Origin of the sequence: Mesorhizobium sp. BR1-1-13, from assembly GCF_020165515.1 — a bacterium.
GTDB lineage: Bacteria > Pseudomonadota > Alphaproteobacteria > Rhizobiales > Rhizobiaceae > Mesorhizobium.
In genome coordinates this window covers 1-24,855 of record NZ_JAIUIH010000007.1, presented here as the reverse complement: position 1 = coordinate 24,855, position 24,855 = coordinate 1, and the positions used below count along the sequence as shown (strand labels likewise).

The window sequence follows — 24,855 nt, the reverse complement described above, 5'->3', positions numbered from 1 at the left end:
AGAGCGCCCGAGTCGCCCGGCATTGCTGGTGCACACCATCATTGTCATGTGTCACTCAAATGACATTGTTTGTCGGCACTTGCCCCCTCGAGGTGGCAACTCGGACGCGCACGGTTGATCGAACCGCAAAGAGCGCCGAATGTTCCACACCGGATTTGTTTTGGAGCCGCTCATGTACCGCGCCGTCACGCGCAACATCGAAGTGCAGGTCAGGCCGTTCTATCTCGAGGACCGCTCGGATCCTACGGAAAACCGCTACGTCTGGGGCTACCAGATAACGATCGACAACCAGTCCGACGAATTCGTGCAGCTGTTATCGCGCTATTGGCACATAACCGACGGCGCCGGCCGGGTCGAGGAAGTGCGAGGCGCCGGCGTGGTCGGCGATCAGCCCGAACTCAATCCCGGCGACAGCTACCAATACACGTCGGGCTGTCCGCTCTCGACGCCGTCGGGGATCATGGTCGGCCACTACACCATGCGCAACGAGCGGGGCGAGACATTCGACATCGCTATCCCCGCGTTTTCGCTGGATCTGCCAGGGACGAGGCGAACGGTGAATTAGCGAAAGCGGCGGCGACAGCCTCTTTCTCCCCGTCACTATACGGGGGAGAAATGTCCGGCAGGACAATGAGGGGCGGCGCCGACTCTGGAGATCTATCTCGCGCACCGAATGAAGACTGCCCTAACGCCGAACTCAGCGCTGCCCCTCATCCGCCTGCCGGCACCTTCTCCCCGTATAGTGACGAGGAGAACGAAGCACTTCACTGCGCCGCAAACTCGGCCGGGTCGAAGTCATATTGCGTCGAACAGAACTCGCAGGCGACGTGGATGCCGCCGTCCTCGGTGCTGTCCTTGATCTCCTGCGCGGAGAAGCCCTCGAGGATGCCGCGGATCTTGTCGCGGGAGCATGAGCACTGATCGGCGACGGGAACGCCGCCGAAGACGCGCACGCCATGCTCGTGGAACAGACGATAGAGCAGCCGCTCGGCGCCGATGGTCGGATCGATCAGTTCGGTCGGCTCGATGGTGCCGAGCAGCGCCAGCAATTCCTGCCAGGAATTGTCTGTGGGATCGTGGATCTCCTCGCGCGGATCGCCATCCCTGCCGGGCAGGTCAGGAACGCGCATGCGCTCGGAGGCCTGCGGCAGGAACTGCGCCAGGATGCCGCCCGCCCGCCACTGCTCGCGCGCGCCGCCGGGGCCGGGCGTCAAAAGCTTGGCGACGGAAAGCCGGAGATCGGTCGGGATCTGCTCCGACTGGCGGAAATAGGTGCGCGCGGCCTCTTCCAGGGTCTCGCCGTCGAGCTGGACGATGCCCTGGTAGCGCTGCGTGTGGGCACCTTGGTCGATGGTCAGCGCCAGCACACCGTTGCCGAGCAGCGTTTGCTGCGAGGTCTCGCCGGCCGCAATCAGCGCCTCCAGCCGGTCGGCATCGAAGCGCGCATAGGCACGCAGCGCCGAGGGCGTGGAAAAATCCGCGACCAGCATGTCGACAGGCCCGTCGGTGCGGGTCTGCAGGATGAACTTGCCCTCGAACTTGAGCGAGGTGCCTAGCAGCACCGTCAGCACACAGGCTTCCGCCAGCAGCCGGGCGACCGGCTCGGGATAGTCATGGCGGCCAAGGATCGCATCGAGCATCGGCCCGAGCTGCACGGTGCGGCCGCGCACATCGAGCGGACCGACCTCGAAGGGCACGACGTGATCATCGCCAGCGTAACCGAATTCGCCGAGTTTGGGGTGATGTTCAGCCACTTGATGGGTTTCCAGCATGACAAAGCTCCAGGGCGCGGCCATGCCGCCCTTTGGGGAGCATGCGTCTAAACGCGCTTGATTTGCGTGATGCCGCGCAGATAGGCATCGCGCCTCCGGAGATCAAGTTCCCCGGCACGTCGAGCGCCAAGACACTTCAAGTCCACTTCAGGCCCCAAGACACCAGGCAAGCACGGCCTTCTGGGCGTGGAGCCGGTTCTCGGCCTCGTCGAAGACCACCGAATGCGGACCGTCGATGACCTCATCGGTCACTTCCTCGCCGCGATGCGCCGGCAGGCAGTGCATGAACAGCGCGTCGGGCTTTGCCTTGGCCATCAGCTTGGCGTTGACCTGGTAGGGCGAAAACACGTTGTGGCCGCGGGCGCGGTGCTCCTGGCCCATCGACACCCAGCAGTCGGTGACGACGCAGTCGGCCTGGTCGACGGCTTCCTCTGGCGAGCGGGTAAAGGAGAGCTTGCCGCCATGTGCGGTTGACCAGTCGACGTGCTTCTGCGCCGGCTCGCTGCCTTCGGGCACCGCGACGTTGAGGTTGAAGCGGAACCGCGCCGAGGCTTCCAGCAGCGAATGCAGCACGTTGTTGCCGTCGCCAGTCCAGGCGATGGTCTTGCCGGCGACCGGACCGCGATGCTCCTCGAAGGTCATGATGTCGGCCATCAGCTGGCAAGGATGGGTATCGTCGGTGAGCCCGTTGATCACCGGGATGGTCGCATTCTCGGTCAGCTCCAGCAGCCGCTCATGCGAGGTGGTGCGGATCATTATGGCATCGACATAGCGCGACAGAACCTTGGCTGTGTCGGCGATGGTCTCGGAGCGGCCGAGCTGCATCTCGGTGCCGGTCAGCATGATGGTCTCGCCGCCAAGCTGACGCATGCCGACATCGAAGGAGACGCGCGTGCGCGTCGACGGCTTGTCGAAGATCATCGCCAGCACCTTGCCTTCGAGCGGTTTCGACCGCTCGCCCGCCTTGAGGCGCGCCTTGCGCTCCACTGCGTCGGTCAGCATGGAGCGCAGGTCGCCTTCGGAAACGGCGGAGAGGTCGGTGAAATGACGAAGTGACATCAGGAGCTTTCGAATTACTTCGCGGCTTCAGCGGCGATGGCCTCGGACAGGGTCTTGGCGCCGGCGCGAATGCGCTCGAGCGCTTCATGGATCTCGCTGTCCGTGACGGTGAGCGGCGGCAGCAGGCGAATGACGTTGTCGCCAGCCGGAACCGCGAGCAGATGCTGGTCGCGCAGCGCCATGTTCACCTTGCCGTTGGGCATGGCGCATTTGAGGCCCAGCATCAGCCCCGTGCCCCTGATGCCCTCGATGACCTCGGGGAATTCGTCGGCCACCCCTGCCAGCCCTTGCTTCAACAACAGCGCCTTGCGCTGCACATCCGCCAGGAAGCCCTCCTCCAGCACCACGTCGAGCACGGCATTGCCGACCGCCATGGCCAGCGGGTTGCCGCCGAACGTAGTGCCGTGGACACCCGCGGTCATGCCGACAGCCGCCTCGTCGGTGGCAAGGCAGGCGCCCATCGGGAAGCCACCGCCAATGCCTTTGGCGATGGCCATGATGTCTGGAGCGACCCCCGACCATTCATGAGCGAACAGCTTGCCGGTGCGGCCGATGCCGCACTGGACTTCATCGTAGATCAACAGCAGGCCGTGCTGGTCGCAGAGCTGCCGCAGCCGCTTCAGCGATTGTGTCGGCACCGGGCGGATACCGCCCTCGCCCTGCACCGGTTCGATCAGGATCGCCGCGGTCTCCGGCGTGATCGCCTTTTCGGCGGCGTCGATATCGTCGAAGCCGACCTGATCGAAACCCTCGACCTTGGGGCCGAAACCTTCGAGATATTTGTACTGGCCGCCGGCGGCGATGGTCGCCAGCGTGCGGCCATGGAAGGCGCCTTCGAAAGTGATGACGCGGAAGCGCTCGGGATGCCCCTTGACGAAATGGTAGCGCCGCGCCGTCTTTATCGCGCATTCCAGCGCCTCGGCGCCCGAATTGGTGAAGAACACCTTGTCGGCGAAGGTGGCGTCGGCCAGCCGCTCGCCAAGTCGGCTCTGCCCCGGGATCTCGTAGAGATTGGAGACGTGCCAGAGCTTGGCAGCCTGCTCGGTGAGCGCCGCAACCAGATGCGGATGGCCGTGGCCCAGCGAATTGACGGCTATGCCGCCGGCAAAATCGAGATATCGCTCGCCCTTGTCGGTAACCAGCCAGGTGCCTTCCCCATGGTCGAAGGCCAGGGGTGCGCGAGCAAAGGTCTCGAAAAGCGCCGAACCGCTCATTATATGCGTCTCCGGAACCGGAAAATCAAAAAAGCCGCCAAAGCGGCGGCCTTTGCGGCTTATCGGGTTTTTCAGCCATGAAGTCAACGAAAACGTCGCGTAGTGGCGCGCGGCAAGCCTCCCGACGGGACGCCGGCTCATAAGTGAGCTGGCAAGTTGGGGAAAACCGAAAAAACCGATTCGTGTTGCACTTCGGACTCTTGTCACCGAGTCAGCGCATAAGGTAGTTGTAGTCGGGAAATAACTAGATTTCGTGCGGCGGACCTAATCACCAGATATATGTGGTGTCTGCCCCAGCAGTGGTGCTGGGCCGGGAAGGGATTCTGATTGCCGTACGCTTAGCAGGAGCGCGGTCATGAATTGGACTGACGAGCGGGTCGAACTCTTGAGAAAACTGTGGTCGGAGGGTCTGAGCGCAAGCCAGATTGCTGCCCAGCTTGGAGGGGTCAGCCGCAATGCCGTCATCGGCAAGGTGCACCGGCTGAAATTGTCGGGCCGCGGGCGCGCCACGGCGGCGCCGGCACGCCAGAAGAAGACGGCGCAAGGGTCGGGCGCGCAGAAATCGGTGCCGCGCGCCGCGAGTGCGACCCGCCACGTCACGACGTCGATCGGAGCAACGGCGCTGCAGGCGCAGTTCGATGCCGAGCCGGTGGCCCGCCACTATATCCGGCCGGTCGAGAATGTGGTGGTGCCGATCTCGCGGCACCTCCAGCTCACCGAACTCACCGAGCGCACCTGCAAATGGCCGAACGGCGATCCGCTGTCGGAGGACTTCAATTTCTGCGGCAACGAAGCCGCCGAAACCGGCCCCTATTGTAAATACCATGCCCGCGTGGCGTTCCAGCCGGCCGCGGAGCGGAGGCGCAATCGATAAGGGGCTAAGGCAGTAGGGCAGTAGGGCAGTATGTTTTGAATTTCCGCTCCCGAGCGTTCTCTTAACCTACTGCCCTACTGCCCTACTGCCCTACTGCCCTACTGCCCTACTGCCCTACTCTCACAGCCATCCATTCTTGCGAAACCGCCAGTAGAGGAAGCTGCAGATCAGCGCGATCGCCAGCAGCACCATCGGGTAGCCACATTCCATTTTCAGTTCCGGCATGTCGCTGAAATTCATGCCGTATATGCCCGCGAAGGCTGTCGGCACAGCCAGGATTGCCGCCCATGAGGCGAGCTTTTTCGAGATCGCCGTTTCCTGGCTCTGGCCCACCAGCAGGCTCGCCTCGAAGGCGAAGGCCAGCACTTCTCGCAAGCTGTCGATCTTTTCCTGGACGGTGCGGATATGGTCGGTCACGTCGCGAAACAGCGGGTGCATGGCTGAATGGATCTGCGGCAGGTCGGCGCTGGTCAGCCGTCGGCAGACCTCCACCAGCGGCAGTGCGGCATTGCGCAGCCGCAACAGATCGCGGCGCAGCATATAAAGGCGTTCGATATCGGGGCCGCTCATCGGCTTCAGCAGGACCCGGTCCTCGATCGCCTCGACCTCATCCTCGATCTGCTCGAGCACCGGCATGTAGTTGTCGACGATGAAATCGAGAATGGCATAGAGGACGAAATCCTCGCCCTTGGCCAGTGAATGCGGGCAGCTTTCCCAGTGCTGGCGCACCGCAGCATAGGATGTCGAAGGGCCGTGCCTGACGCTGACGATGTAGCCGCTGCCCACGAACAGATGCGTCTCGCCGAAGGTGACGCGGCCCTCGATCAGCTGCGCGGTGCGGGCGACGATGAACAGCGCATCGCCATACTGCTCGATCTTCGGCCGCTGGTGCGGATGCTCCGCATCCTCGATTGCTAGCTCATGCAGATGAAATTGAGCCTGGACGCGCAACAAGAGCTCGCGATCGGGTTCAAGCAGCCCGATCCATACGACGTGGCCCGCTTTCCTGGCCCACTCGCCGGCTTCCTCGATCGGGATGTCGGCGATGCGGCGCCCGGCCGTGTAGACGCTGGAGGCGATGACGGCCGATGTCGGCGGCGCGGGCTTGAAATCCCGGACATATTCCATCGCAGCCTCCCGAAGCACTGCCTTCCCTGGGGAACAGCAGGCTTGCCTGGGGATAGTCTAGCGCAATACGACCAAGCGTTCGAGAGAAAGTGCGTTCACTTGACCGGCTGCGTTGCGGAAAGGCCGATCTTGTCCGTCTTGTCGCCCTTCGGCCGCTCGCTCGGCATCTGGTCGCCGGTGACGATATAGTAGATCGTCTCGGCAATGTTGGTGGCATGATCACCGATGCGTTCGATGTTCTTGGCGCAGAACAGCAGATGCGTGCAAGGCGTGATGTTGCGCGGATCTTCCATCATGTAGGTCAGCAATTCGCGAAACAGCGACGTGTACATGGCGTCGATCTGGTCGTCGCGGTCACGTACGAAGCCGATCCTTTCGACCGAGCGCGAGGCGTAGACGTCGAGCACTTCCTTGAGTTGGGTCAACGCCAGGTCGGCCAAGGCTTCGAGGCCGCGGAACAGGCTGGTCGGCTGGCGCCCGTCGGCAACCGCCACCACACGCTTGGCGACATTCTTGCCAAGATCGCCGACCCGCTCGAGATCGGCCGAGATGCGGATTGCGCCGACGATCTCGCGCAAGTCCGTCGCCATCGGCTGGCGCCTGGCGATGATGATGATTGCCCTGTCGTCGATTTCGCGCTGGCCTTCGTCGAGGACGGCGTCGTCGCGGATCACCTTCTGGGCAAGGCCGGGATCGGCGTTGACCAGAGCGGAGATCGCCTGTTCGACCATGCGTTCGGCATGTCCGCCCATGGCGGCGATGCGCTTCGACAGATCTTTCAGCTCCTCGTCATAGGCGCTGACTATGTGCACGGACTGCATGACCGAATGCCTTCCCACGGATGATCTGATTTTGAGTCGTTTCCTCGAATCCCCGCTGATACGCTAACCGGATGACAGAAAAAAGAAATGGCACCCTGAAAACTAGGGCGGCTCAGGCCGCCGGCAAATGAACCGAGAAGGCGGCACCCTTGCCGACTTCGGACTTGATCGAGAGCCTGGCGTTGTGGCGCGTCAGGATATGCTTGACGATCGACAGGCCAAGGCCTGTGCCCTTCTGGGTTCGACTGCTCTCGACGTCGACGCGATAGAAGCGTTCCGTGATGCGCGGAATGTGCTCCTCGGGAATGCCGGGGCCAAAATCCCTGATCGTCACGTCGATGCCCGCTTCGCCCTCGGGGTCGCGGCGCGCGATCGACACCACCACGCGGCCGCCCGACTGCCCATATTTGCAGGCGTTTTCCAGAAGGTTCTCGAAGACCTGGAACAGTTCGTCGCGGTCGCCCGGCACTTCGAGAGGGCCGCCGGCGAAATCCCGCTCGATGACGACGCCGTTTTCGCGCGCCAGCGGGGCCAGCGAATCGATAACGCTGTCGACGGTCTGGCGCAGATCGACCTCCGTCCCCGGCCGCAGATAAGGCTTCATCTCCAGCCGCGACAGCGACAAAAGGTCATCGATCAGGCGTGCCATGCGGCCGGTCTGGTTCTGCATGATCTGCAGGAACTGCTCGCGCGCCGCCGGATCGTTGCGGGCCGGCCCGCGCAGCGTTTCGATGAAACCGGATATCGAGGCGAGCGGCGTGCGCAATTCGTGGCTGGCATTGGCGATGAAATCTGCGCGCATGCGGTCGATGCGGCGCGCTTCGCTCTGGTCCTTGAACACCATTACATAGAGATCGGTGCCGTGACCGACCGAGGAGGCACTGACCCGGTACGTCCGCTCGACCGGCAGCCTCTCGGTGTAGTCGATGACATCCGACGCGACCTCGCCCGACAGCACGCCGTCCAGAAGAGCCTGCATTTCCGGCGCCCGGAATTTCAGCGACAGCGATACGCCAGGCGCGATGCCGCCGAAGGCGGCGAAGGCGGCGGCGTTGGCATGAACGATGGCCGCGGCATGGTCGAAGATGATCAAGGGGTCGGCGACGGCCGCCGCCAGATATTCGCCGGACAGGCGTTGCAGGCCGATGGCCTCGATCGCCGCGCCGCTTTCGCCGGGCTGGCGCGTGGCTCCAGCCGGTATCATCGCCGCCACCAGCAGCAAAGCCAGCGCCGGCAGCAGCACATAGGCGGAAATGCCCGCAAAGGCATAAACCGCCATGACCGCGACAAGACCGGCGACGAGCAGCCATCGGCTGTTCCACAGCCGCGCGGCAAGCGCTTGCGCCATACCCTTCTCGTCTGCGCCCTGGTCCGCCATTCGCGCCTGCGCCCCGCTCCCGGTCCGGCAATTTCGCTGGACCGGCCTGGCGCATGACGCCGAAAAATCAGAATCGATTTTCGGAAAGGATCATGCGCAAAATCCAAAAGTGCAGCGCCCCTTGCGTCTGAAGCGGCGCGCGGCACTGCAATGGCTCAATAGCACGAGTCCGTAAGCTGGAAAGGTTCGTCTCGATGAAAAAAGCCAAGGAAAACACCGCCGCGCCGACCCCGGGGCCGCTGAAGCTCAGGATCAACGGCAAGGAGCGGGAGTTCGACATCGAGAATCCGGCACTGCCGGACTGGGTCGAGGAGCGTAAGCTGACCGCGGGCGGCTATCCCTACGACAAGAAGATGAAAAGCGACGAGTATGACGAGACGCTCGAGGCATTGCAGATCGAGCTGGTCAAGGCGCAGGCGTGGCTGCTGTCGACAGGCAAGCGGATGATGGCGCTGTTCGAGGGCCGCGACGCGGCCGGCAAGGGCGGCACGATTTTCGTCCTGCGCCAGTACCTCAACCCGCGCACGGCACGCAACGTGGCGCTGACCAAGCCGACGCCGACCGAGCTGGGGCAATGGTACTACCAGCGTTATGCAGACCACTTCCCGACCGCGGGCGAATTCGTCACGTTCGACCGTTCCTGGTACAACCGCGCCGGCGTCGAACCGGTGATGGGCTTCTGCACGCCCGAACAGCACGAGAAGTTTCTCGACGAGACGCCGCACTTCGAAAGGATGATCGTCAATGACGGCATCCACTTCTTCAAATTCTGGCTGAACATCGGCCGGGAAACGCAGCTCGAGCGATTTCACGATCGCCGCCACAGTCCGCTGAAGAGCTGGAAGTTTTCGCCGATCGACATTGCCGGCATTACCAAGTGGGACGATTACACCAGGGCGCGCGATACCATGTTCGAGCGCACCCACAAGGAATTCGCTCCCTGGATCATCGTGCGTGCCAACGACAAGCGCCGCGCGCGGCTGGCGGTGATGCGGCGCATCCTCCTGTCGCTGCCTTATGACGGCCGCGACCTCGACATCATCGGCAAGGAAGACAAGAAAATCATCGGCGAAGGGCCGTCATTCCTGGCAAAACAGGACTGACGGTGCCTGCGCCACGCGGCACTGGACCGCGTGGCGCAACGCCTTCGGCGCGACGCTCAGGCTGCCAACCGGGCAATCCGCTGCAGCCGCCGCAGCGTGGTGTCGTCCTGCAGCGCCTGCTGGAACAGCGAAATCTCCTGATCGATGCGTTCGCAAAGTTCCGCGGGGTTCCCCTTGAGCAGGCCGCGCGTCTGCAGCAGGGCGGCGACCGGCTTCCTGGCGAGCTGCCTTGCCCGGCCGAGCGTTGCCTCCTCGACGCTGCCTTCGGAAACGATCTCGGCGACTAGGCCGAGCGCCCTGGCGTCGTCGGCGCGCAGCGTGTCGCCGAGGCAGAAAAAGCGGAAGGCGCCGGCATAGCCGAGCTTCTGCGGCGCCAGAATGCTGGTCGCGGCATCCGGCACCAGGCCGAAATCGACGAACGGCACCCGGAACGTGCTTTCGGCGGACGCGATCACCATGTCGCAATGGAACAGGATGGTGCAGCCGACGCCGACCGCATCGCCGTCGACACAGGCCAGTATGGGTTTGGGGAACGTCGCCAGCGTGCGGAACATGTCGGTGACGGCGGCGATCAGCTTCTGGTGCTTGGTAGCGTCGAGGAATTCGGAAAAATCGCCGCCGAGGCAGAAGCAGCCCGCCAGGCCGCGCAGCACGACGACACGAACGTCGTCATTGTCGGCGGCTTCGTGGAACGTCCTTGCCAGGCTTTCATAGGCCCTTCTGTCGAGCACCGGCCGGCCGTCGGTCGACGATACGGTGACGATCAGCGTGTGGTTGCGCAGTTCGGGTTGCGGGTGCGCGTTCATGGCCGTTTCCGATCTCATGACGCCCGCCTTTGCCCGAACATATCGGGATATCCCCTGGCCAGAACGGGAGCGTGGTGATTGCGACGCGAACGCACCACATCCAGCGTGTGCTCGTTGAAGGTGAGCAGCGTCGCGACGACCTGCTGGTTGCCATAGGTGCGCTGATAGCCCAGCGGCGTGGCCAGGAAATGCAGCTGCAGCGCACGCAGCACCCACATTGGCTCGAACTCGATGATCACCTTGTCGACGCCGCGCTTCAGACCCCACTCGACGAAGCCGGCAATAAGCTCGGTGCCGACGGTCGAGACGCCTCGGCGGCCGTCGCGAAAGCCGGGGGCCACCGCATAGCGGGTCAGTTCCCAGATGTTCGGACCCGAGGGCGGCGTTCCCACGGAAAGATCGGCCAGCACCTCGGTCAAGAGATGTGGCCGCGTGGTCGGCAACATCCTCTGATAGCCCGCGACCTCGTTGCCTCTGATGACGATCTGATGCACCGCTTCGTCATGATCGAACTGGTCGATCTCGAAGCCATCGGGGCGCCGCAGGTCCTCCCACCCCATTTCCTCGACAAAGATCCTGTAGCGCAGCCGATGCACGGCCTCCCACAGATCGGGATGTTCCATCAGTTCTTTTGTTGTAAGGGAAAAAATCATTTTGCCGTCTCCTGTTCAAGAGGAAGATACGGCCGTGCCCTCGCAAGAAAATTACGCGATCACGTAGGCAGGAATTTCTAGGCCGACCCGGCCGACCTAACTAATGTAGCCGCGCCTTATCGCTTCAGCGACTGCCTGTACGCGGTTGACGGCGCCGAGTTTGCTTTTGGCGTTAAGGAGGTGTTTCTCCGACGTGTGTTCGGAGATGCCGAGGATTTGCGAAATCTCCCATTCAGACTTGCCGACGGCGGCCCATTGCAGGCATTCGCGTTCGCGCGGCGTCAGCTCGACATTATCAATGGTCTTGCTGGCCTTCGTGTGAAGCTGCATGGCGCGGCCCACCGCATAGGTCGACACCAGCGACACCAGGCCGAACTCGGCGGCGGACAGTTCCACGGCCTCGCCGCCCAGCGATACCATGACGATCTGGCCATCGAGCGTGATCAGCGGAAAGGCCAGCCCGTCGCGCAGCTTGAACACGACGGCGTCGCCCATCACTTCGCCGCTGCTTCTGTCGATGCTAACGCCCTGGGCCGCTTCCCGCCATTGGAACGGCGCCTGCAACTGTTTCATGTGGCTGACGATCGGGTCGTGATCGACATAGTTGCGCGCCACGTAGCGCTCCAGCCATTCGACAGGCCAGTCGCAAAGCAGCACATGCTGCTTTTGCTGGCCGGTCGGCGTGCCCGGCTGCGGCACGGTGCCCGCCATCAGAGCGGTCAGGCCAAAATCCGACGTTATGCCCAACAGCCTCTCGCAAACCGCAGCCGCCGTTCCGGCATGCTGCAGGTGATCTATGTATTCCAACGTGCGATCGAACTGACCCATCGCAACATCAAACCCCATGTTGCCTCGTTGAGATCGATGATCCGTGCCTTGTTGGCACTTCGCCACCGACCATGGATTGCAAAGCGCTCCCTTGTGGTTGTGGTTCTCGACCCTGGTCCCCCACCAGGGCAGCCACTGCTGTTTGCAAACCTGCTAAAGCATATCCTGAAATCGGCGCGTTGAAATCAAAAAGCATTGTGCCTGTACTATTTTCGTACCAGAACCGATGCGAACACAGGTGCGGTGGAAATTTATCATGGCGTTCCAGCGGAGGTCCCTCGTCCTTGCGTCGATGCTGATCGCGTCGCTGGCGTCGGGTGAGGACGCGCGCGCGGCCGAGCCGCAGGTGCCGGTGCTGTGGGATGCCAAGGAGCGGCTGCCGAAACCGGATCTCTCCGCACTGCCGCGGCTGCGGTTCCTGACCACAACCGATTTCCCGCCCTTCAACTTCCTGGACGGCGCGGGAAAACTGTCCGGTTTCCACATCGACCTGGCGCGCGCCATCTGCGCCGAGCTCGGCATCGTCGACAAATGTCAGATCCAGGCATTGCCGTGGGCCGAGCTCGAAGGAGCACTTGAGAAAGGCGAAGGCGAAGCGATCATCGCCGGCATCGCCGCGACGCCGCAGTCACGCCAGACATACGCCTTCTCGCGCTCCTACCTGCAATTTCCGGCGCGCTTCATCATGCCGAGGGGCGAGGCGCTGACCGAGCCGCTGTTCGCCAAGCTGCGCGGCAAGCGTGTCGGCGTGATATCAGGCTCGGCGCATGAGCGCATGCTGCGCGACTATTTCAACACCGTTCAGGTCGTCACCTTCGACAGGCCGGAAGACCTCTACGCCAACCTCAAGGCCGGCAAGATCGATGCCGCCTTCGGCGATGGCATGCGTTTCGCATTCTGGCTGGGCGGTTCGGATGCTGCCGGCTGTTGCCGTTTTGCCGGCGGACCCTATCTGGCGCCGGAATATCTGGGTTCAGGCATGGCCATCGCCGCCCGATCCGATGACCCGGCGCTGGCCGCCGCTCTCGACTACGCGCTGCAGGAGATTTCGCTGAAAGGCACGTTCGCCGAGTTCTACCTGCGCTATTTCCCGGTCAGTTTCTTCTGATCCGGTCCCGGTCAGCTTTTTCTGATCCGGTCCCGATCAGTTTCTTCCGGTCGGGTTGAATGTCGCCCCTCAGGTCAACGTGCGCAAGCGCGCCTTGGCCGCGCGGGCGATCGCCGCGACGGTCAGCGTGTCGAGATCGAGCTTGAGGCGAATGAGCTGGAGCACCCGCACCTCCTCCATCCGCATTTCGAGATCGACGGCCGCGACCTCGAAGGCGGCCGCATAGGCGGTGTCGCGCAGGCGCTCCGGCAGGGCCTCGGCCACGCCTGCCAGGACACCCTCCAGCCCGCCCTTTTCATGCAGCTTCTTCTGGCAGGCCTGGGCGACGCCAACCAGGCGGTCGTGGTCGAAATCCTCGAACACCGGCCATGAGCGGACGACCTCGCCGATCCGCGCCAGCTCGACATCCGTCATGTCGCGGTCGGAGGCGGAGGTGATGACCATCAGGTAGATCAGCGCTTCATGCGGGGTCGGCATTCAACAACTCCTCGATACGGGCTGCGAAGGTAGGAACGCGTTCCCTGCGCTGCAAGGAAAAAGCGCCGCGCTCGTTGACGCTCCGGTCAGGCGCGCATAGAGACCGGTTGAAAATCCTCATTTGCGGCTTTGCCGGCGTCTAATTTTGGAAAACAGTGACATGGCGGGATCAAACATCATCGATCTCAATCCCGAAGTGCTGACGGCGGCCGCCGAAAGCAAGGCGTGGCCGTTCGAGGAGGCCCGCAAGATCATCGAGCGCTACAAGGGTCGCGAACTCCCGCAGACGGTGCTCTTCGAAACCGGATATGGCCCGTCCGGCCTGCCGCATATCGGCACGTTCGGCGAGGTGGCACGCACCTCGATGGTGCGGCATGCCTTCCGCGTCATCACGCAGGACAAGGTCGCCACCAAGCTGCTGTGCTTTTCCGACGACATGGACGGCATGCGCAAGATACCCGACAGCGTGCCGGATCGCGCGGCGCTGGAGCCGCATCTGCACAAGCCGCTGTCTTCGGTACCCAACCCTTTCGGCGGCGATTATGCGAGTTTCGCCGACCACAACAACGCGATGCTCTGCCGCTTCCTCGACACGTTCGGCTTCGACTACGAGTTCGCCAGCGCGACGCAGTACTACAAGACCGGCCGCTTCGACGCGATGCTCTTGCGCGCGGCCGAACGCTACGACCAGATCATGGCGGTGATGCTGCCGACGCTGGGCGAGGAGCGGCAGGCGACCTACAGCCCGTTCCTGCCGATTTCGCCGAGGAGCGGCCGCGTGCTCTACGTTCCCATGAAGCATGTCGATGCCAAGGCGGGCACCATCACCTTCGACGATGACGGTACCGAGACCACGCTGCCGGTTACCGGCGGCAAGGTGAAGCTGCAATGGAAGCCCGATTTCGGCATGCGCTGGGCGGCCCTTGGGGTCGATTTCGAGATGTTCGGCAAGGACCATCAGACCAATGCGGTGGTCTATGACCGCATCTGCAACATCCTGGGCGGGCACGCGCCGGAGCATTTCGTCTACGAGCTGTTCCTGGATGAGAACGGCCAGAAGATCTCCAAATCCAAGGGCAACGGGCTGACCATCGACGAGTGGCTGACTTATGCGCCGACGGAGAGCCTGGGCCTCTATATGTACCAGCGGCCGCGGCAGGCCAAGAAACTCTATTTCGACGTCATCCCGCGGGCCGTGGACGAATATTACACCTTCCTTTCAGCCTATCGGAGGCAGGACTGGAAGGAACGGCTGGGCAACCCGGTCTGGCACATGCACGACGGCAATCCGCCCGCCATCGACATGCCCGTTCCGTTCTCGCTGCTGCTCAACCTGGTCAGCGCCTCCAATGCGCAGAACAAGGACGTGCTGTGGGGCTTCATCTCGCGCCATGTGCGGGGCGTGACGCCGGCGACCCACCCTGAGCTCGACAGGCTGACGGGTTATGCAATCCGCTATTTCGACGATTTCGTGAAGCCGACGAAGACCTTCCGCGCGCCCGACGACGTCGAGCGGCAGGCGCTGGAAGCGTTGGATCAGGCGCTTGGCGCGCTGCCGGCGGGCTCGGACGGCGAGGCGATCCAGAACGCCGCGCTCAATGTCGCCCGCAAGGTGGAACGCTATCAGGATCATTCCAAGAAGAGCCCCGAAGGTGGTCCCGGCGTTTCGGGCGCCTTCTTCCAGATGATCTACCAGGTGCTGATCGGCCAGGAGCGCGGACCGCGCTTCGGCTCGTTCGCGGCACTCTACGGCATCGCCGAGACGCGCGGGCTCATTCAGAAGGCGTTGGCTGGTCAGCTGGCTTGAGAATGCCGCCGACCTCTTCCAGGATCGAGCCCGGCGCTTGCGGGGCCTGGGCGGGCACGGCCGGCATCGAAGGCACGCCTGAAAGGCTTGGCGCCGATCCGAAAATGCCTTTCCTTTCGCTGCGCGCCTTTTCCCCGGCTTCGACGTAAGGGCCGCCTTTGGCGGCGCGCGCCCAGCCGTTCTCGACCAGCCATTGGCCGACATCCTGCTTGCCGATCCGGCAGTCGGCCGCGATCAGGTCGCGGCCGCCTTCCGGCGGCACGGCGCAGACCACCGCCCGGCCGCGCAGGAAGGCGCGGAACGCCGTGCGCGCACGGACACCGCAGGGCCAGGATTTACCGTCCGAGGTGCAGGTCTCGTCCTGCCCGATGATCTCGATGCCGGAAACCGCGACCGAATAGCCCTTCGCCTCGATCAGTCCGGCGGCGGGCGCGACCGGCTGGAACAGCTTCGTCCCTTTCCAGTCGTCCGGCATTTTCGGCTTGGGCGGCATGGCCAGCGCCAGCTTGCTCAACGGCGCACGCGGCTCCACCCGCTCCAGTTCCTTGCCGGGAAGCTCCGGCGGCGCGACGACTTGGGGATCGATCGCACGCGAGTGCGGCCTAGCGGCAGACGGCGGCGGAGCGGCAATGGCCGATGTGGCCGGCTCCTCCGGCACGCCGTCGGTGCCTGGCTCGGAGACCGTATCGGCGCTCGGATCGATCTGTTCCACCGCGACGGCAGTTTCGCCGCCCTTCAGCGCGCGGCCGCCGGCGACCACCAGGGTGGCCATCACCGCGATCATCAGAACCGCAAGGACAAGATGAGGAAGCCGCACCCGCCCGCACCCTATTGGCTTGCCCAGACGATCCGCGCCACCCATTCAACCTCGCGCATGGGAATGTCGCGGTCGGGATGATCGGGATTGAGCGAAACCAGTGCGATCGACCTGGCGGTCTGGCGATCGAGCACCTTGGCCATCACCTCGCCGCCCGTCGTCTTGACGACGACGCGATCGCCCTTGCGGATGAGGGCTGCCGGCTCGACGATGAGCACGTCGCCATTGCGGTAGAGCGGCAGCATGGAATCGCCTTGCACCTGAAGCGCATAGGAACTCTCGGTCGATTGCGCCGGCAGTTCCACCAGATCCCAGCCTTGACCGGCCGGGAAGCCGGCATCGTCGAAAAAACCGCCGGCGCCGGCCTGGGCAAAGCCGAGCAGCGGAACGGCACGCCCGCGGGCGGGCATCGCGCCGTGGCCGGCCCGACCTTCTATCAGCCCGGTGAATTCGTCGAGCGAAGCGCCCGTCGCCTCGATGATCTTGGCCAGCGATTCGGTCGAGGGCCAGCGTGGCCTGCCGTCCGACGACAGTCGCTTCGACTTGTTGAAGGCAGTCGAATCAAGGCCGGCCCGCTTCGCCAGGCCGGAAGCCGAGAGCGAATACCGCTCGGCCAGAGCGTCGATGGCGGCCCAAACACGGTCATGCGAGAGCAATTCCGCTCTCCTTGCAAAAAGGAAAAAATGCCTTTCCTTTCTAGTCTTCGAATGAAGGTTTGTCCACCGGCTGTGCCATCGCACCACATCTTTGCTGGCCGCGCCAATTCCGGCTTCCAGGTCAACCGGTCCGCTTGGCCTGATCGCGCAGGTTTTGATGCGAGGCCATGAACGCCCGCTCGGCTTCGCTGGGCGGACGCGGCTGGGCGGAGCGGCCAAGCGCGGCGACGACCTCGTCAATATCGAGAAAGCGCCGGGCGTTGCGGTCGTAGACGCCGGCCGTCGTCATGATCAATGCGGCGGTCTCGCCATTGTCGAGGACGAAACGGTGCTTGCCGATGACCTGGCTGCCTTGCCAGGTCTCGATCGAAGACACCACTTCGAAACGCCGCCACAGTCTGATTTCACGCACATAGGCCGATTGCAGTCCGCCGATCATCGGCGCCCAGCCATTCGTTCTCGCCAGCGTGATGAGGCCGGCGCGGATGAAGATATCGATGCGGCCAAGGTCCGCCAGCATCATATAGCGGGCATTGTTGAGATGGCGGTTGAAATCGATGTCCGTCGGCAGGCAGCGAAAGGCCAACCGGCTTTCGTCACCCATCTGGTAAGAGCCACGGCTGCGCGCCGTGGCCATCATTCGCGCAAGGCGCCCCCAGACATACATTAGGGCGCGGCGCGTCTTTTCGGACGCGTCGCGACACCTTTGATTCCGGCCACGCTTAGGCCGCCTGCTTCACGTCGCCCTTCGCGTGGGGGTCGAAGCGCTGGTAGAAAGTCTCGCCCTTCTCTGCCATGTCGAGCAGCAACTTGGGGGCCTTGAACTCGGCCCCGTATTTCTTCTGCAAGCCCTTTGCGATCTTGACGAACTGCCCGGCGCCGATGCCGTCAATGTAGGACAGCGCGCCGCCCGTATAGGGCGCGAAGCCGAAGGCCAGGATCGAGCCGACATCGGCCTCGCGCGGATCGGTGACGATGCCCTCCTCCATCACCCGAGCCGCTTCCAACGCGATGGTAACCAGCAGGCGCTGCTGCAATTCCGCATAGTCGACCTTCTCCGGCTTGAGCTGCGGATAGAGCTCCTTGAGGCCCGGCCACAGCTTCTTCTTGGCCGGCTTGGCCGGATAGTCGTAGAAGCCCTTGCCGTTCTTGCGGCCGAAGCGGCCGTGGTCGTCGACCATGGTGTTGATCAGCGCCATCTGCTTCGGGTCGACCGCCTTGTCGCCGAGATCCCTGATGGTCTGCTTCATGATCTTCTGGGCGAGGTCGATGGCCGTCTCGTCGGTCAACGCCAGCGGGCCGACCGGCATGCCGGCGGCCTTGGCGGCGTTCTCGATCATCGGCGCCGGAACGCCCTCGATCAACATCTTGTAGGCTTCCGACATATAGCGCAGCACGCAGCGGTTAACGTAGAAACCGCGCGTGTCGTTGACGACGATCGGCGTCTTCTTGATGGCGCGCACGAAGTCGATCGCGGTGGCCAGCGCCTTGTCACCGGTCTTCTTGCCAAGGATGATTTCGACCAGCATCATCCTGTCGACCGGCGAGAAGAAATGGATGCCGATGAAATTCTTCGGCCGCGCCGAATTCTTGGCCAGGGCGGTGATCGGAATGGTCGAGGTGTTCGACGCGAAGATCGCCGACGACTTCAGCGCCGCTTCCGCCTGTTCGGTGGCGCTTTTCTTCACCGCGGAATCCTCGAACACCGCCTCGACCACGAGATCGCAGCCGGCAAGGTCGGCATAATCCGATGTCGGCGTGATCAGCGACAGGAGCCTGTCCTTGTCCTCGGGCTTGGCACGACCCTTTTTCACCTGATCCGAGATCAGGCCATCCGAATGGGCCTTGCCCTTCTCGGCGGACTCCATGTCGCGGTCGAGCAGCACGACCGGGATGCCGGCTTTGGCCGTGACATAGGCGATACCGGCACCCATGAAGCCCGCGCCGAGAATGCCGATCTTCTTGAACCTGGTTTGCGGCACGCCGGCCGGGCGGCGCGCGCCCTTGTTGAGTTCCTGCAACGACACGAACAGCGAGCGGATCATCGCCGCCGCTTCCTTGGTCTGCATGATCTCCGTGAAATAGCGCTGTTCGATCCTGAGCGCGGTGTCGAACGGCACCAGCAGGCCCTCATAGACGCATTTCAGGACCGCCGCGGCGGCCGGATAATTGCCATAGGTCTCGCGGCGCAGGATGGCGATGGCCGGCGGCCACAGATTGGCGCCCGCCGCCGAATAGACCGGACCGCCGGGCAGCTTGAACCCCTTCTCGTCCCACGGCGCTACCGGCTTGAGGCCGTTCCTGATCATGGCCTTCGCAGTCTCGACCAGCTTGGCCGGCTCGGCGACCTCGTGGATCAGGCCCATCGACTTCGCCTTCTGCGGCGACAGGTTCTGGCCGGAGGTCAGCATTTGCAGCGCCTGCTGCTGGTCGGTGAGACGCGGCACCCGCTGGGTGCCGCCGGCGCCCGGGAAAATACCGATCTTCACCTCGGGGAGCGCCATCTTCACCTTGTCGGAATCGGCGGCGACGCGGCCATGGCAGGCCAGCGACATTTCGAATGCACCGCCCATGCAGGTGCCGTTGATTGCCGAAACCCACGGCTTGCCCGATGTTTCCAGCTTCCGGAACAGGCCGGTCATGGTGCCGGCGTTTTCGAACAGCGCCTTGGTGGCCTTCTCGACATCCTTGCCCTTTTCAGCCGCGAAGGTCGTCAGCATCTTCTGGAGCATGGCGATGTCGGCGCCGCCTGAGAACGTATCCTTGCCGGAGGTGATGACCGCGCCCTTGATGGCGGCGTCGCCCGCCACCTTGTCGATAATGGCGTTCAGCTCGCGCATCACCTCCTCGGTGAAGACGTTCATCGAGCGGTCCGGCATGTTCCATGTGACCAGTGCAATGCCGTCGGCGTCGATGTCCAGGGCGAAATTGGTGTAGCTCATCGTTTCTCTCCCCGTCAGACGCGTTCGATGATGGTTGCGGTGCCCATGCCGGCGCCGATGCACAGCGTCACCAGCGCGGTGTTCAAATCGCGGCGCTCGAGCTCGTCCAGCACGGTGCCGAAGATCATCGCGCCGGTGGCGCCCAGCGGATGGCCCATGGCGATGGCGCCGCCATTGACGTTGATCCTGTCGTGCTCGATATCGAAGGCCTGCATGTAGCGCAGCACCACGGAGGCGAAGGCCTCGTTGAGTTCGAACAGATCGATGTCCGACAGCTTCATCTTGGCGCGCTTCAACAGCTTCTCGGTCACGTCAACGGGGCCGGTCAACATCAGCACCGGCTCGGAGCCGATGTTGGCGAAGGCGCGGATGCGGGCGCGCGGCTTCAGGCCCATGGCCTTGCCGGCCTTCTTCGAACCGAGCAGCACGGCCGCCGCGCCGTCGACGATGCCGGACGAATTGCCGGCATGGTGGACGTGGTTGACCTCTTCGACCTCGGGATGCTTCTGAACCGCGACAGCGTCGAAGCCGCCCATTTCGCCGGGCATGACGAAGGAGGGATTGAGCGAGGCCAGTGACTGCATGTCGGTCGACGGGCGCATGTGCTCGTCGTGATCGAGGATGGTGAGGCCATTCTGGTCCTTGATCGGGATCACCGAATTCTTGAAGCGGCCATCGGCCCAGGATTTTGCCGCGCGCTTCTGGCTCTCGACGGCATAGGCGTCGACATCATCCCGGCTGAAGCCGTATTTGGTGGCTATCAGGTCGGCCGAAATGCCTTGCGGCACGAACCAGCCGGGCAGGCCGACCGAAGGGTCCATGAACCAGGCGCCACCCGAGGCGCCCATGCCGACACGCGACATCGATTCGACACCGCCGGCAATGACGATCTCGTCGGCGCCCTGGGCGATCTTGGCGGCGCCGAAATTGATAGCGTCGAGGCCGGAGGCGCAGAAGCGCGAGATCTGCATGCCGGGCGCCGAGGTCGCGTAGCCGGCCTCGAAGGCCGCGGCGCGCGGAATGACCGACCCCGCCTCGCCGACCGGGTCGACACAACCGAAGATGATGTCATCGACATTTCCGGTGTCGAGCCCGTTGCGGTCGCGCAACGCCTCCAGCGTCCTGGCGGCGAGCCTCACTGCCGGCACTTCGTGCAGCGAGCCATCCTTCTTGCCCCTGCCGCGCGGCGTGCGAACGGCGTCATAGACGTAAGCTTCGGCCATTTTCCTGCTCCTTGGGTTTGCCGATCGATGCTCAGAGCGAGCGGCCGATCAGCAATTTCATGATCTCGTTGGTGCCGCCATAAATGCGCTGGACGCGGGCGTCGCGGAACATGCGGGCGATCGGATATTCATTCATGTAGCCATAGCCGCCATGCAATTGAAGGCATTCGTCGACGACTTTGCCTTGCAGGTCGGAAAGCCAGTACTTGGCCATCGACGCGGTCACCGGATCGAGACCGCCATCGATGTGGCGCGCCACGCAATCATTGTAGAAGACGCGACCGATCGTGGCCTCGGTCTTCAGTTCGGCCAGCTTGAACTGGGTGTTCTGGAAATCGATGACCGCCTTGCCGAACGCCTTGCGCTCCTTGACGTAATCGATGGTCAGCGCCAGCGCGCGCTCAACCATGGCAATCGCGCCGGTGCCGATCTGCAAACGCTCCTGCGGCAATTGCTGCATGAGCTGGATGAAGCCCTGTCCCTCCTCGTGGCCGAGCAGGTTGGAGGTCGGCACACGCGCATCGTTGAAGAACAGTTCGGACGTGTCATTGGCCTTCAGGCCGATCTTGTCGAGGTTGCGGCCGCGCTCGAAGCCGTCGACCTCGTCGGTCTCGACGACGATCAGCGAAGTCCCCTTGGCGCCCTTGTCCGGATCGGTCTTGGTGACGACGATGATGAAATTGGCGAGCTGGCCATTGGTGATGAAGGTCTTGGAGCCATTGATCTTGTATTGGTTGCCGTCCCTCTCGGCCCGCGTCTTGACGCCTTGCAGGTCGGAGCCGGCGCCGGGCTCCGTCATGGCGATGGCGCCGATCAGTTCGCCGGTGGCGAGCTTCGGCAGCCATTTCTTCTTTTGCTCCTCCGAGCCGTAGTGGAGGATGTAGGGGGCGACGATCGAATTGTGCAGGCCGATGCCGAAGCCGTCGACGCCGACATGGCCGATGGCCTCGATGATGGCGCTCTCATGGGCGAAGGTGCCGCCCGATCCGCCATATTCCTCCGGCATGGAGGCGCAGAGCAGGCCGGCGGCACCGGCCTTCAGCCAGCTCTCGCGGTCGACCATTTCGTTCTTCTCGAACTCGTCGTAACGCGGCGCGATCTCTTCGGACATAAAGCGGTGCGCCATGTCGTAGAGCATGCCGACCTCGTCCGCCGCCCAGGCGGGCTTCGGCAGGCCAAGGATTTCGGCTGGGTTGGTCATGCGATGATCTTCCTCCCAAGGTCTGCCATCGAAATTGAAATCCGCGCACTGTCGCGGCGACCCCTCCCGGCCCTTTGGACCGCCCTCCCCTCAAGCGAGAGGGACTATTTCTAGAACGCTTCCGCCGGCAGTGCCATCAACGTATCGGCGCCACTGGAGATGCGGGCGAGACGCGTCGCGGTTTCCGGCATGATCCGCTCCATGAAGAAGCGCGCCGTCACCAGCTTGTTGTCGTAGAAGGACGACACGCCGTTGGCGCCCGCCTTACCTTGAGCGGCCCTCGCCATCTGCGCCCACATATAGCCGAGCGCCACGAGGCCGAAGAGATGCATGTAGTCGGTCGAGGCGGCGCCGGCGTTGTCGGGCTTGGCCATGCCGTTCTGCAGCAGCCACATGGTCGCCGCCTGAAGATCGTTGAGGCTCTTCTTCAATGCCTTGGTGAAGGGGGCCATCTTCTCGTCGGCGCGGTTCTCTTCGCAGAACTCGCCGACTTCCTTGAAGAAGGCCTGCACGGCGCGGCCGCCGTTCAGACCCAGTTTGCGGCCGACGAGGTCGAGCGCCTGGATGCCGTTGGCGCCTTCATAGATCATGGCGATGCGGGCATCGCGCACGAACTGGCTCATGCCGTGCTCTTCGATGTAGCCATGGCCGCCGAACACCTGCTGCGCCATCACGGCGTGATCGAAGCCCTTGTCGGTGAGCACGCCCTTGACCACCGGCGTCATCAGCCCTGTGTAGTCGTCGGCCGCCTGGCGGTCCTTGTCGTCGGCGGAGCGATGGGCGATGTCCGACTTGATCGCCGTCCACAGCGCCAGCGCGCGGCCGGCCTCATTGAAGGCCCTCATGGTCATCAGGCTGCGGCGGATGTCGGGATGGACGATGATAGGATCGGCCTTCTTGTCCGGCGCCTTCGGCCCCGACAGCGAGCGGCCCTGCAAGCGGTCCTTGGCGTAGGCGACGGCGTTCTGGTAGGCAATCTCGGACAGCGACAGCCCCTGCAGGCCGACCCCGAGCCGCGCCTCGTTCATCATCGTGAACATCGCCCTGAGACCGCCATTGGCCTCACCCAGCAGCGTGCCTTGCGCCTCGTCATAATTCATGACGCAGGTCGAATTGCCGTGGATGCCCATCTTCTCCTCGATCGAACCGCAGGAGACGGTGTTCCTCTCATCGGGATTGCCAGAAGCATCGAGCTTGAGCTTCGGCACGATGAACAGCGAGATGCCCTTCACCCCTTCGGGGGCCCCCTCGATGCGGGCCAGCACCAGGTGGACGATGTTGTCCGCCATGTCGTGCTCGCCGGCCGAGATGAATATCTTCTGGCCCGAGATCTTGTAAGTGCCGTCGCCATTCGGCACGGCCTTGGTGCGCAGCAGGCCCAGATCGGTGCCGCAATGCGGCTCGGTCAGGTTCATGGTGCCGGTCCAGGCACCCTCGACCATCTTCGGCAGCCATTTGGCTTTCTGCTCGTCGGTGCCATGGGTGATGATCGCCGCGATCGCGCCCTGCGTCAGGCCCGGATACATCATCAGCGACATATTGGCCGACACCATATACTCGGCCACGGCGGTATGCACGGCATAGGGCAGGCCTTGGCCGCCGAACTCGACGGGCGCCGCCAACCCCATCCAGCCGCCGTCGCGATACTGGTCGAAGGCTTCCTTGAAGCCCTTCGGCGTCGTCACCGAGCCGTCGTCATGGCGCACACAGCCCTCCATGTCGCCGACACGGTTGAGCGGATGCATGACGTTTTCCGCGAGCTTGGCGCCCTCGGCGAGGATCGCTTCCAGCACGTCGGGCGTTGCATCGGAAAAGCCGGGGAGATTGGAATAGCGCTGGTAGCCCAGCACCTCGTTGAGCACGAACAGCGTATCCTGCACCGGCGCCCTGTAGATCGGCATGCTCTTCCTCCACCCTGCGGAACCTGATCCGAAACCCCCAAATTCATGTCAGGGCGGCATGCGGACCCATGTTGCAGCGGGAGATAACAAAAATTGACGTTTGCGTAAACGTCAATTCAGCCAATGCGACAAAATTTCTCCTGCACCGCAGCAAACGGGACGCGATGCAGTTCATGTGGAGGACCCTCAATGAAAAAGCCGCGTGGCGCTCGCCACACGGCTTTTGTCGATCACGGATGTTGCGCCGCAAGGCGGCGAGGCCAAATCAGCCGGCGACGCTCGCCTGCGGCGCCGAGCGCTCGACCAGCATCTGCCGGACGGCAGCCATGGAGGTGCTCAACTCGCTAATGGCGTCATCGATGAGCGTGCGCTGCTTCTGGAGGCGGGCAAGCTGCTTCTCCGACTTGTCCAATGCCAGCCGCAACTGCTTGGTGTTGGAGCCGGTGGGATCATAGAGATCCATCATCTGCTTGACGTCGCGCAACGAGAACCCGACCTTGCGGCCGAGCAGGATCAGTTTCAGCCGAACCCTGTCGCGGCGCGTGTAGAGGCGGGTTGAACCGTCGCGCTGTGGGTTGAGCAGGCCCTTGTCTTCGTAGAAACGCAGCGTGCGCAGCGTCACGCCGTATTTCTTGGCCATTTCGCCGATGCGGACGAGGTCCTCGCCCGAGTCAACGGATATAGTGTTGGTATTGGCCGCGGTCTCGCCGGCCGAGATAAGCTTCATGGTCACTGGCTTTCCCCGTCTGTGGCGTCGCGGTCCTGGACCAAGCGATGCCTGACTGAAAGCGGGGGCGTGCTTCCAGCCGTGGTTTCGACAAACAAATCGCAAACAGCACGCTTGATGCGCCTTTTACGTTTACGTCAATTCTATACCGATAGCCCTCTCATGACGCAAGGGCGTTGTGCGGGCGGCGCTTTATGCCGCAGCGGGCGGTTCACCGCGAACTTCGTCGCAACTTCTTAAGCTTGGTTAACGCGTTGTTAGCGTAGCTTGAAAAATAGAAAAGCCGTATCAATGGCTTACAGGCAGCGCGTTACGGTGCGTTACGGGTCGCGTTATGGGGGGGTGGGGGGGGGGGGAGGG

23 protein-coding genes are annotated in these 24,855 nt (G+C 63.3%); 5 read left to right on the top strand and 18 right to left on the bottom strand.

Annotation, left to right across the window (positions count from 1 at the left end):
- Positions 1–172: 172 nt before the first annotated feature.
- Positions 173–565, top strand: coding sequence for a Co2+/Mg2+ efflux protein ApaG (gene apaG, locus LB533_RS17360; RefSeq protein ID WP_140639917.1), 393 nt, complete (start codon positions 173–175; stop codon positions 563–565).
- 199 nt (positions 566–764) lie between these two features.
- Here the strand turns inward: apaG and LB533_RS17355 are convergent, their stop codons facing one another.
- From LB533_RS17355 to LB533_RS17345, 3 genes are all read right to left on the bottom strand, one after another.
- Positions 765–1,796 (bottom strand): Hsp33 family molecular chaperone, encoded by a 1,032-nt coding sequence (locus LB533_RS17355; RefSeq protein WP_140639918.1) that lies wholly within the window; start codon positions 1,794–1,796, stop codon positions 765–767.
- A 123-nt stretch (positions 1,797–1,919) separates the two neighbouring features.
- Positions 1,920–2,831: an ornithine carbamoyltransferase gene (gene argF, locus LB533_RS17350; RefSeq protein WP_140580389.1), complete on the bottom strand. Its 912-nt coding sequence runs from the start codon at positions 2,829–2,831 to the stop codon at positions 1,920–1,922.
- 14 nt (positions 2,832–2,845) lie between these two features.
- The gene (locus LB533_RS17345; protein WP_140639919.1) at positions 2,846–4,045 is read right to left on the bottom strand and encodes an aspartate aminotransferase family protein; all 1,200 of its coding nucleotides are present in this window, start codon (positions 4,043–4,045) and stop codon (positions 2,846–2,848) included.
- Between the two features lie 355 nt (positions 4,046–4,400).
- On the opposite strand from LB533_RS17345, the gene LB533_RS17340 reads away from it, so the two are divergent.
- Positions 4,401–4,919, top strand: a complete 519-nt coding sequence (locus tag LB533_RS17340; RefSeq protein ID WP_140639920.1) for a GcrA family cell cycle regulator — start codon at positions 4,401–4,403, stop codon at positions 4,917–4,919.
- 120 nt (positions 4,920–5,039) lie between these two features.
- On the opposite strand, the gene LB533_RS17335 is transcribed toward LB533_RS17340, so the two are convergent.
- From LB533_RS17335 to LB533_RS17325, 3 genes are all read right to left on the bottom strand, one after another.
- Entirely contained in the window at positions 5,040–6,047 is a 1,008-nt protein-coding gene (locus tag LB533_RS17335) for a magnesium and cobalt transport protein CorA (RefSeq protein WP_140639921.1), read from the bottom strand.
- A 95-nt stretch (positions 6,048–6,142) separates the two neighbouring features.
- Positions 6,143–6,868 carry a phosphate signaling complex protein PhoU gene (gene phoU, locus LB533_RS17330; RefSeq protein WP_140513249.1) on the bottom strand — a complete coding sequence of 242 codons (726 nt, stop codon included), beginning with the start codon at positions 6,866–6,868 and terminating at the stop codon, positions 6,143–6,145.
- Positions 6,869–6,980: 112 nt separating this feature from the next.
- Positions 6,981–8,246 (bottom strand): sensor histidine kinase, encoded by a 1,266-nt coding sequence (locus LB533_RS17325; RefSeq protein WP_140639922.1) that lies wholly within the window; start codon positions 8,244–8,246, stop codon positions 6,981–6,983.
- 194 nt (positions 8,247–8,440) lie between these two features.
- On the opposite strand from LB533_RS17325, the gene ppk2 reads away from it, so the two are divergent.
- Positions 8,441–9,349 (top strand): polyphosphate kinase 2, encoded by a 909-nt coding sequence (ppk2, locus tag LB533_RS17320; RefSeq protein ID WP_140639923.1) that lies wholly within the window; start codon positions 8,441–8,443, stop codon positions 9,347–9,349.
- Between the two features lie 56 nt (positions 9,350–9,405).
- Here the strand turns inward: ppk2 and LB533_RS17315 are convergent, their stop codons facing one another.
- From LB533_RS17315 to LB533_RS17305, 3 genes are all read right to left on the bottom strand, one after another.
- The gene (locus tag LB533_RS17315; protein ID WP_140496652.1) at positions 9,406–10,155 is read right to left on the bottom strand and encodes an enoyl-CoA hydratase-related protein; all 750 of its coding nucleotides are present in this window, start codon (positions 10,153–10,155) and stop codon (positions 9,406–9,408) included.
- Between the two features lie 14 nt (positions 10,156–10,169).
- The gene (locus LB533_RS17310) at positions 10,170–10,808 is read right to left on the bottom strand and encodes an acyl-homoserine-lactone synthase (RefSeq protein ID WP_140496654.1); all 639 of its coding nucleotides are present in this window, start codon (positions 10,806–10,808) and stop codon (positions 10,170–10,172) included.
- A 96-nt stretch (positions 10,809–10,904) separates the two neighbouring features.
- Entirely contained in the window at positions 10,905–11,654 is a 750-nt protein-coding gene (locus LB533_RS17305; protein WP_224518984.1) for a helix-turn-helix transcriptional regulator, read from the bottom strand.
- 238 nt (positions 11,655–11,892) lie between these two features.
- Here LB533_RS17305 and LB533_RS17300 point away from each other — a divergent pair, with 238 nt between their 5' ends.
- A complete protein-coding gene (locus LB533_RS17300; RefSeq protein WP_140639924.1) occupies positions 11,893–12,744 on the top strand; it encodes a transporter substrate-binding domain-containing protein in 852 nt (283 codons plus the stop codon).
- 69 nt (positions 12,745–12,813) lie between these two features.
- On the opposite strand, the gene LB533_RS17295 is transcribed toward LB533_RS17300, so the two are convergent.
- Entirely contained in the window at positions 12,814–13,221 is a 408-nt protein-coding gene (locus LB533_RS17295; protein WP_140550041.1) for a tellurite resistance TerB family protein, read from the bottom strand.
- 160 nt (positions 13,222–13,381) lie between these two features.
- Here LB533_RS17295 and LB533_RS17290 point away from each other — a divergent pair, with 160 nt between their 5' ends.
- Positions 13,382–15,028 carry a lysine--tRNA ligase gene (locus tag LB533_RS17290; RefSeq protein WP_140639925.1) on the top strand — a complete coding sequence of 549 codons (1,647 nt, stop codon included), beginning with the start codon at positions 13,382–13,384 and terminating at the stop codon, positions 15,026–15,028.
- Here LB533_RS17290 and LB533_RS17285 read toward each other — a convergent pair.
- The 8 genes from LB533_RS17285 to LB533_RS17250 all read right to left on the bottom strand — a co-directional run bounded on the left by LB533_RS17285 (position 14,994) and on the right by LB533_RS17250 (position 24,495).
- Entirely contained in the window at positions 14,994–15,845 is an 852-nt protein-coding gene (locus LB533_RS17285; protein WP_348641692.1) for a thermonuclease family protein, read from the bottom strand. The genes LB533_RS17290 and LB533_RS17285 overlap by 35 nt on opposite strands.
- Before the next feature lie 11 nt (positions 15,846–15,856).
- The gene (locus LB533_RS17280) at positions 15,857–16,501 is read right to left on the bottom strand and encodes a helix-turn-helix transcriptional regulator (protein WP_140496665.1); all 645 of its coding nucleotides are present in this window, start codon (positions 16,499–16,501) and stop codon (positions 15,857–15,859) included.
- A gap of 121 nt (positions 16,502–16,622) precedes the next feature.
- Positions 16,623–17,168, bottom strand: a complete 546-nt coding sequence (locus LB533_RS17275; protein WP_140639926.1) for a thioesterase family protein — start codon at positions 17,166–17,168, stop codon at positions 16,623–16,625.
- Between the two features lie 55 nt (positions 17,169–17,223).
- Positions 17,224–19,443, bottom strand: coding sequence for a 3-hydroxyacyl-CoA dehydrogenase NAD-binding domain-containing protein (locus LB533_RS17270; protein WP_224677810.1), 2,220 nt, complete (start codon positions 19,441–19,443; stop codon positions 17,224–17,226).
- Between the two features lie 14 nt (positions 19,444–19,457).
- Entirely contained in the window at positions 19,458–20,666 is a 1,209-nt protein-coding gene (locus LB533_RS17265; RefSeq protein ID WP_140639928.1) for an acetyl-CoA C-acetyltransferase, read from the bottom strand.
- A gap of 31 nt (positions 20,667–20,697) precedes the next feature.
- A complete protein-coding gene (locus tag LB533_RS17260) occupies positions 20,698–21,867 on the bottom strand; it encodes an acyl-CoA dehydrogenase family protein (RefSeq protein ID WP_140639929.1) in 1,170 nt (389 codons plus the stop codon).
- A gap of 110 nt (positions 21,868–21,977) precedes the next feature.
- Positions 21,978–23,768 (bottom strand): acyl-CoA dehydrogenase, encoded by a 1,791-nt coding sequence (locus tag LB533_RS17255; RefSeq protein ID WP_140639930.1) that lies wholly within the window; start codon positions 23,766–23,768, stop codon positions 21,978–21,980.
- A gap of 265 nt (positions 23,769–24,033) precedes the next feature.
- Positions 24,034–24,495 carry a MerR family transcriptional regulator gene (locus LB533_RS17250; protein WP_140497287.1) on the bottom strand — a complete coding sequence of 154 codons (462 nt, stop codon included), beginning with the start codon at positions 24,493–24,495 and terminating at the stop codon, positions 24,034–24,036.
- Between the last annotated feature and the right edge of the window lie 360 nt (positions 24,496–24,855).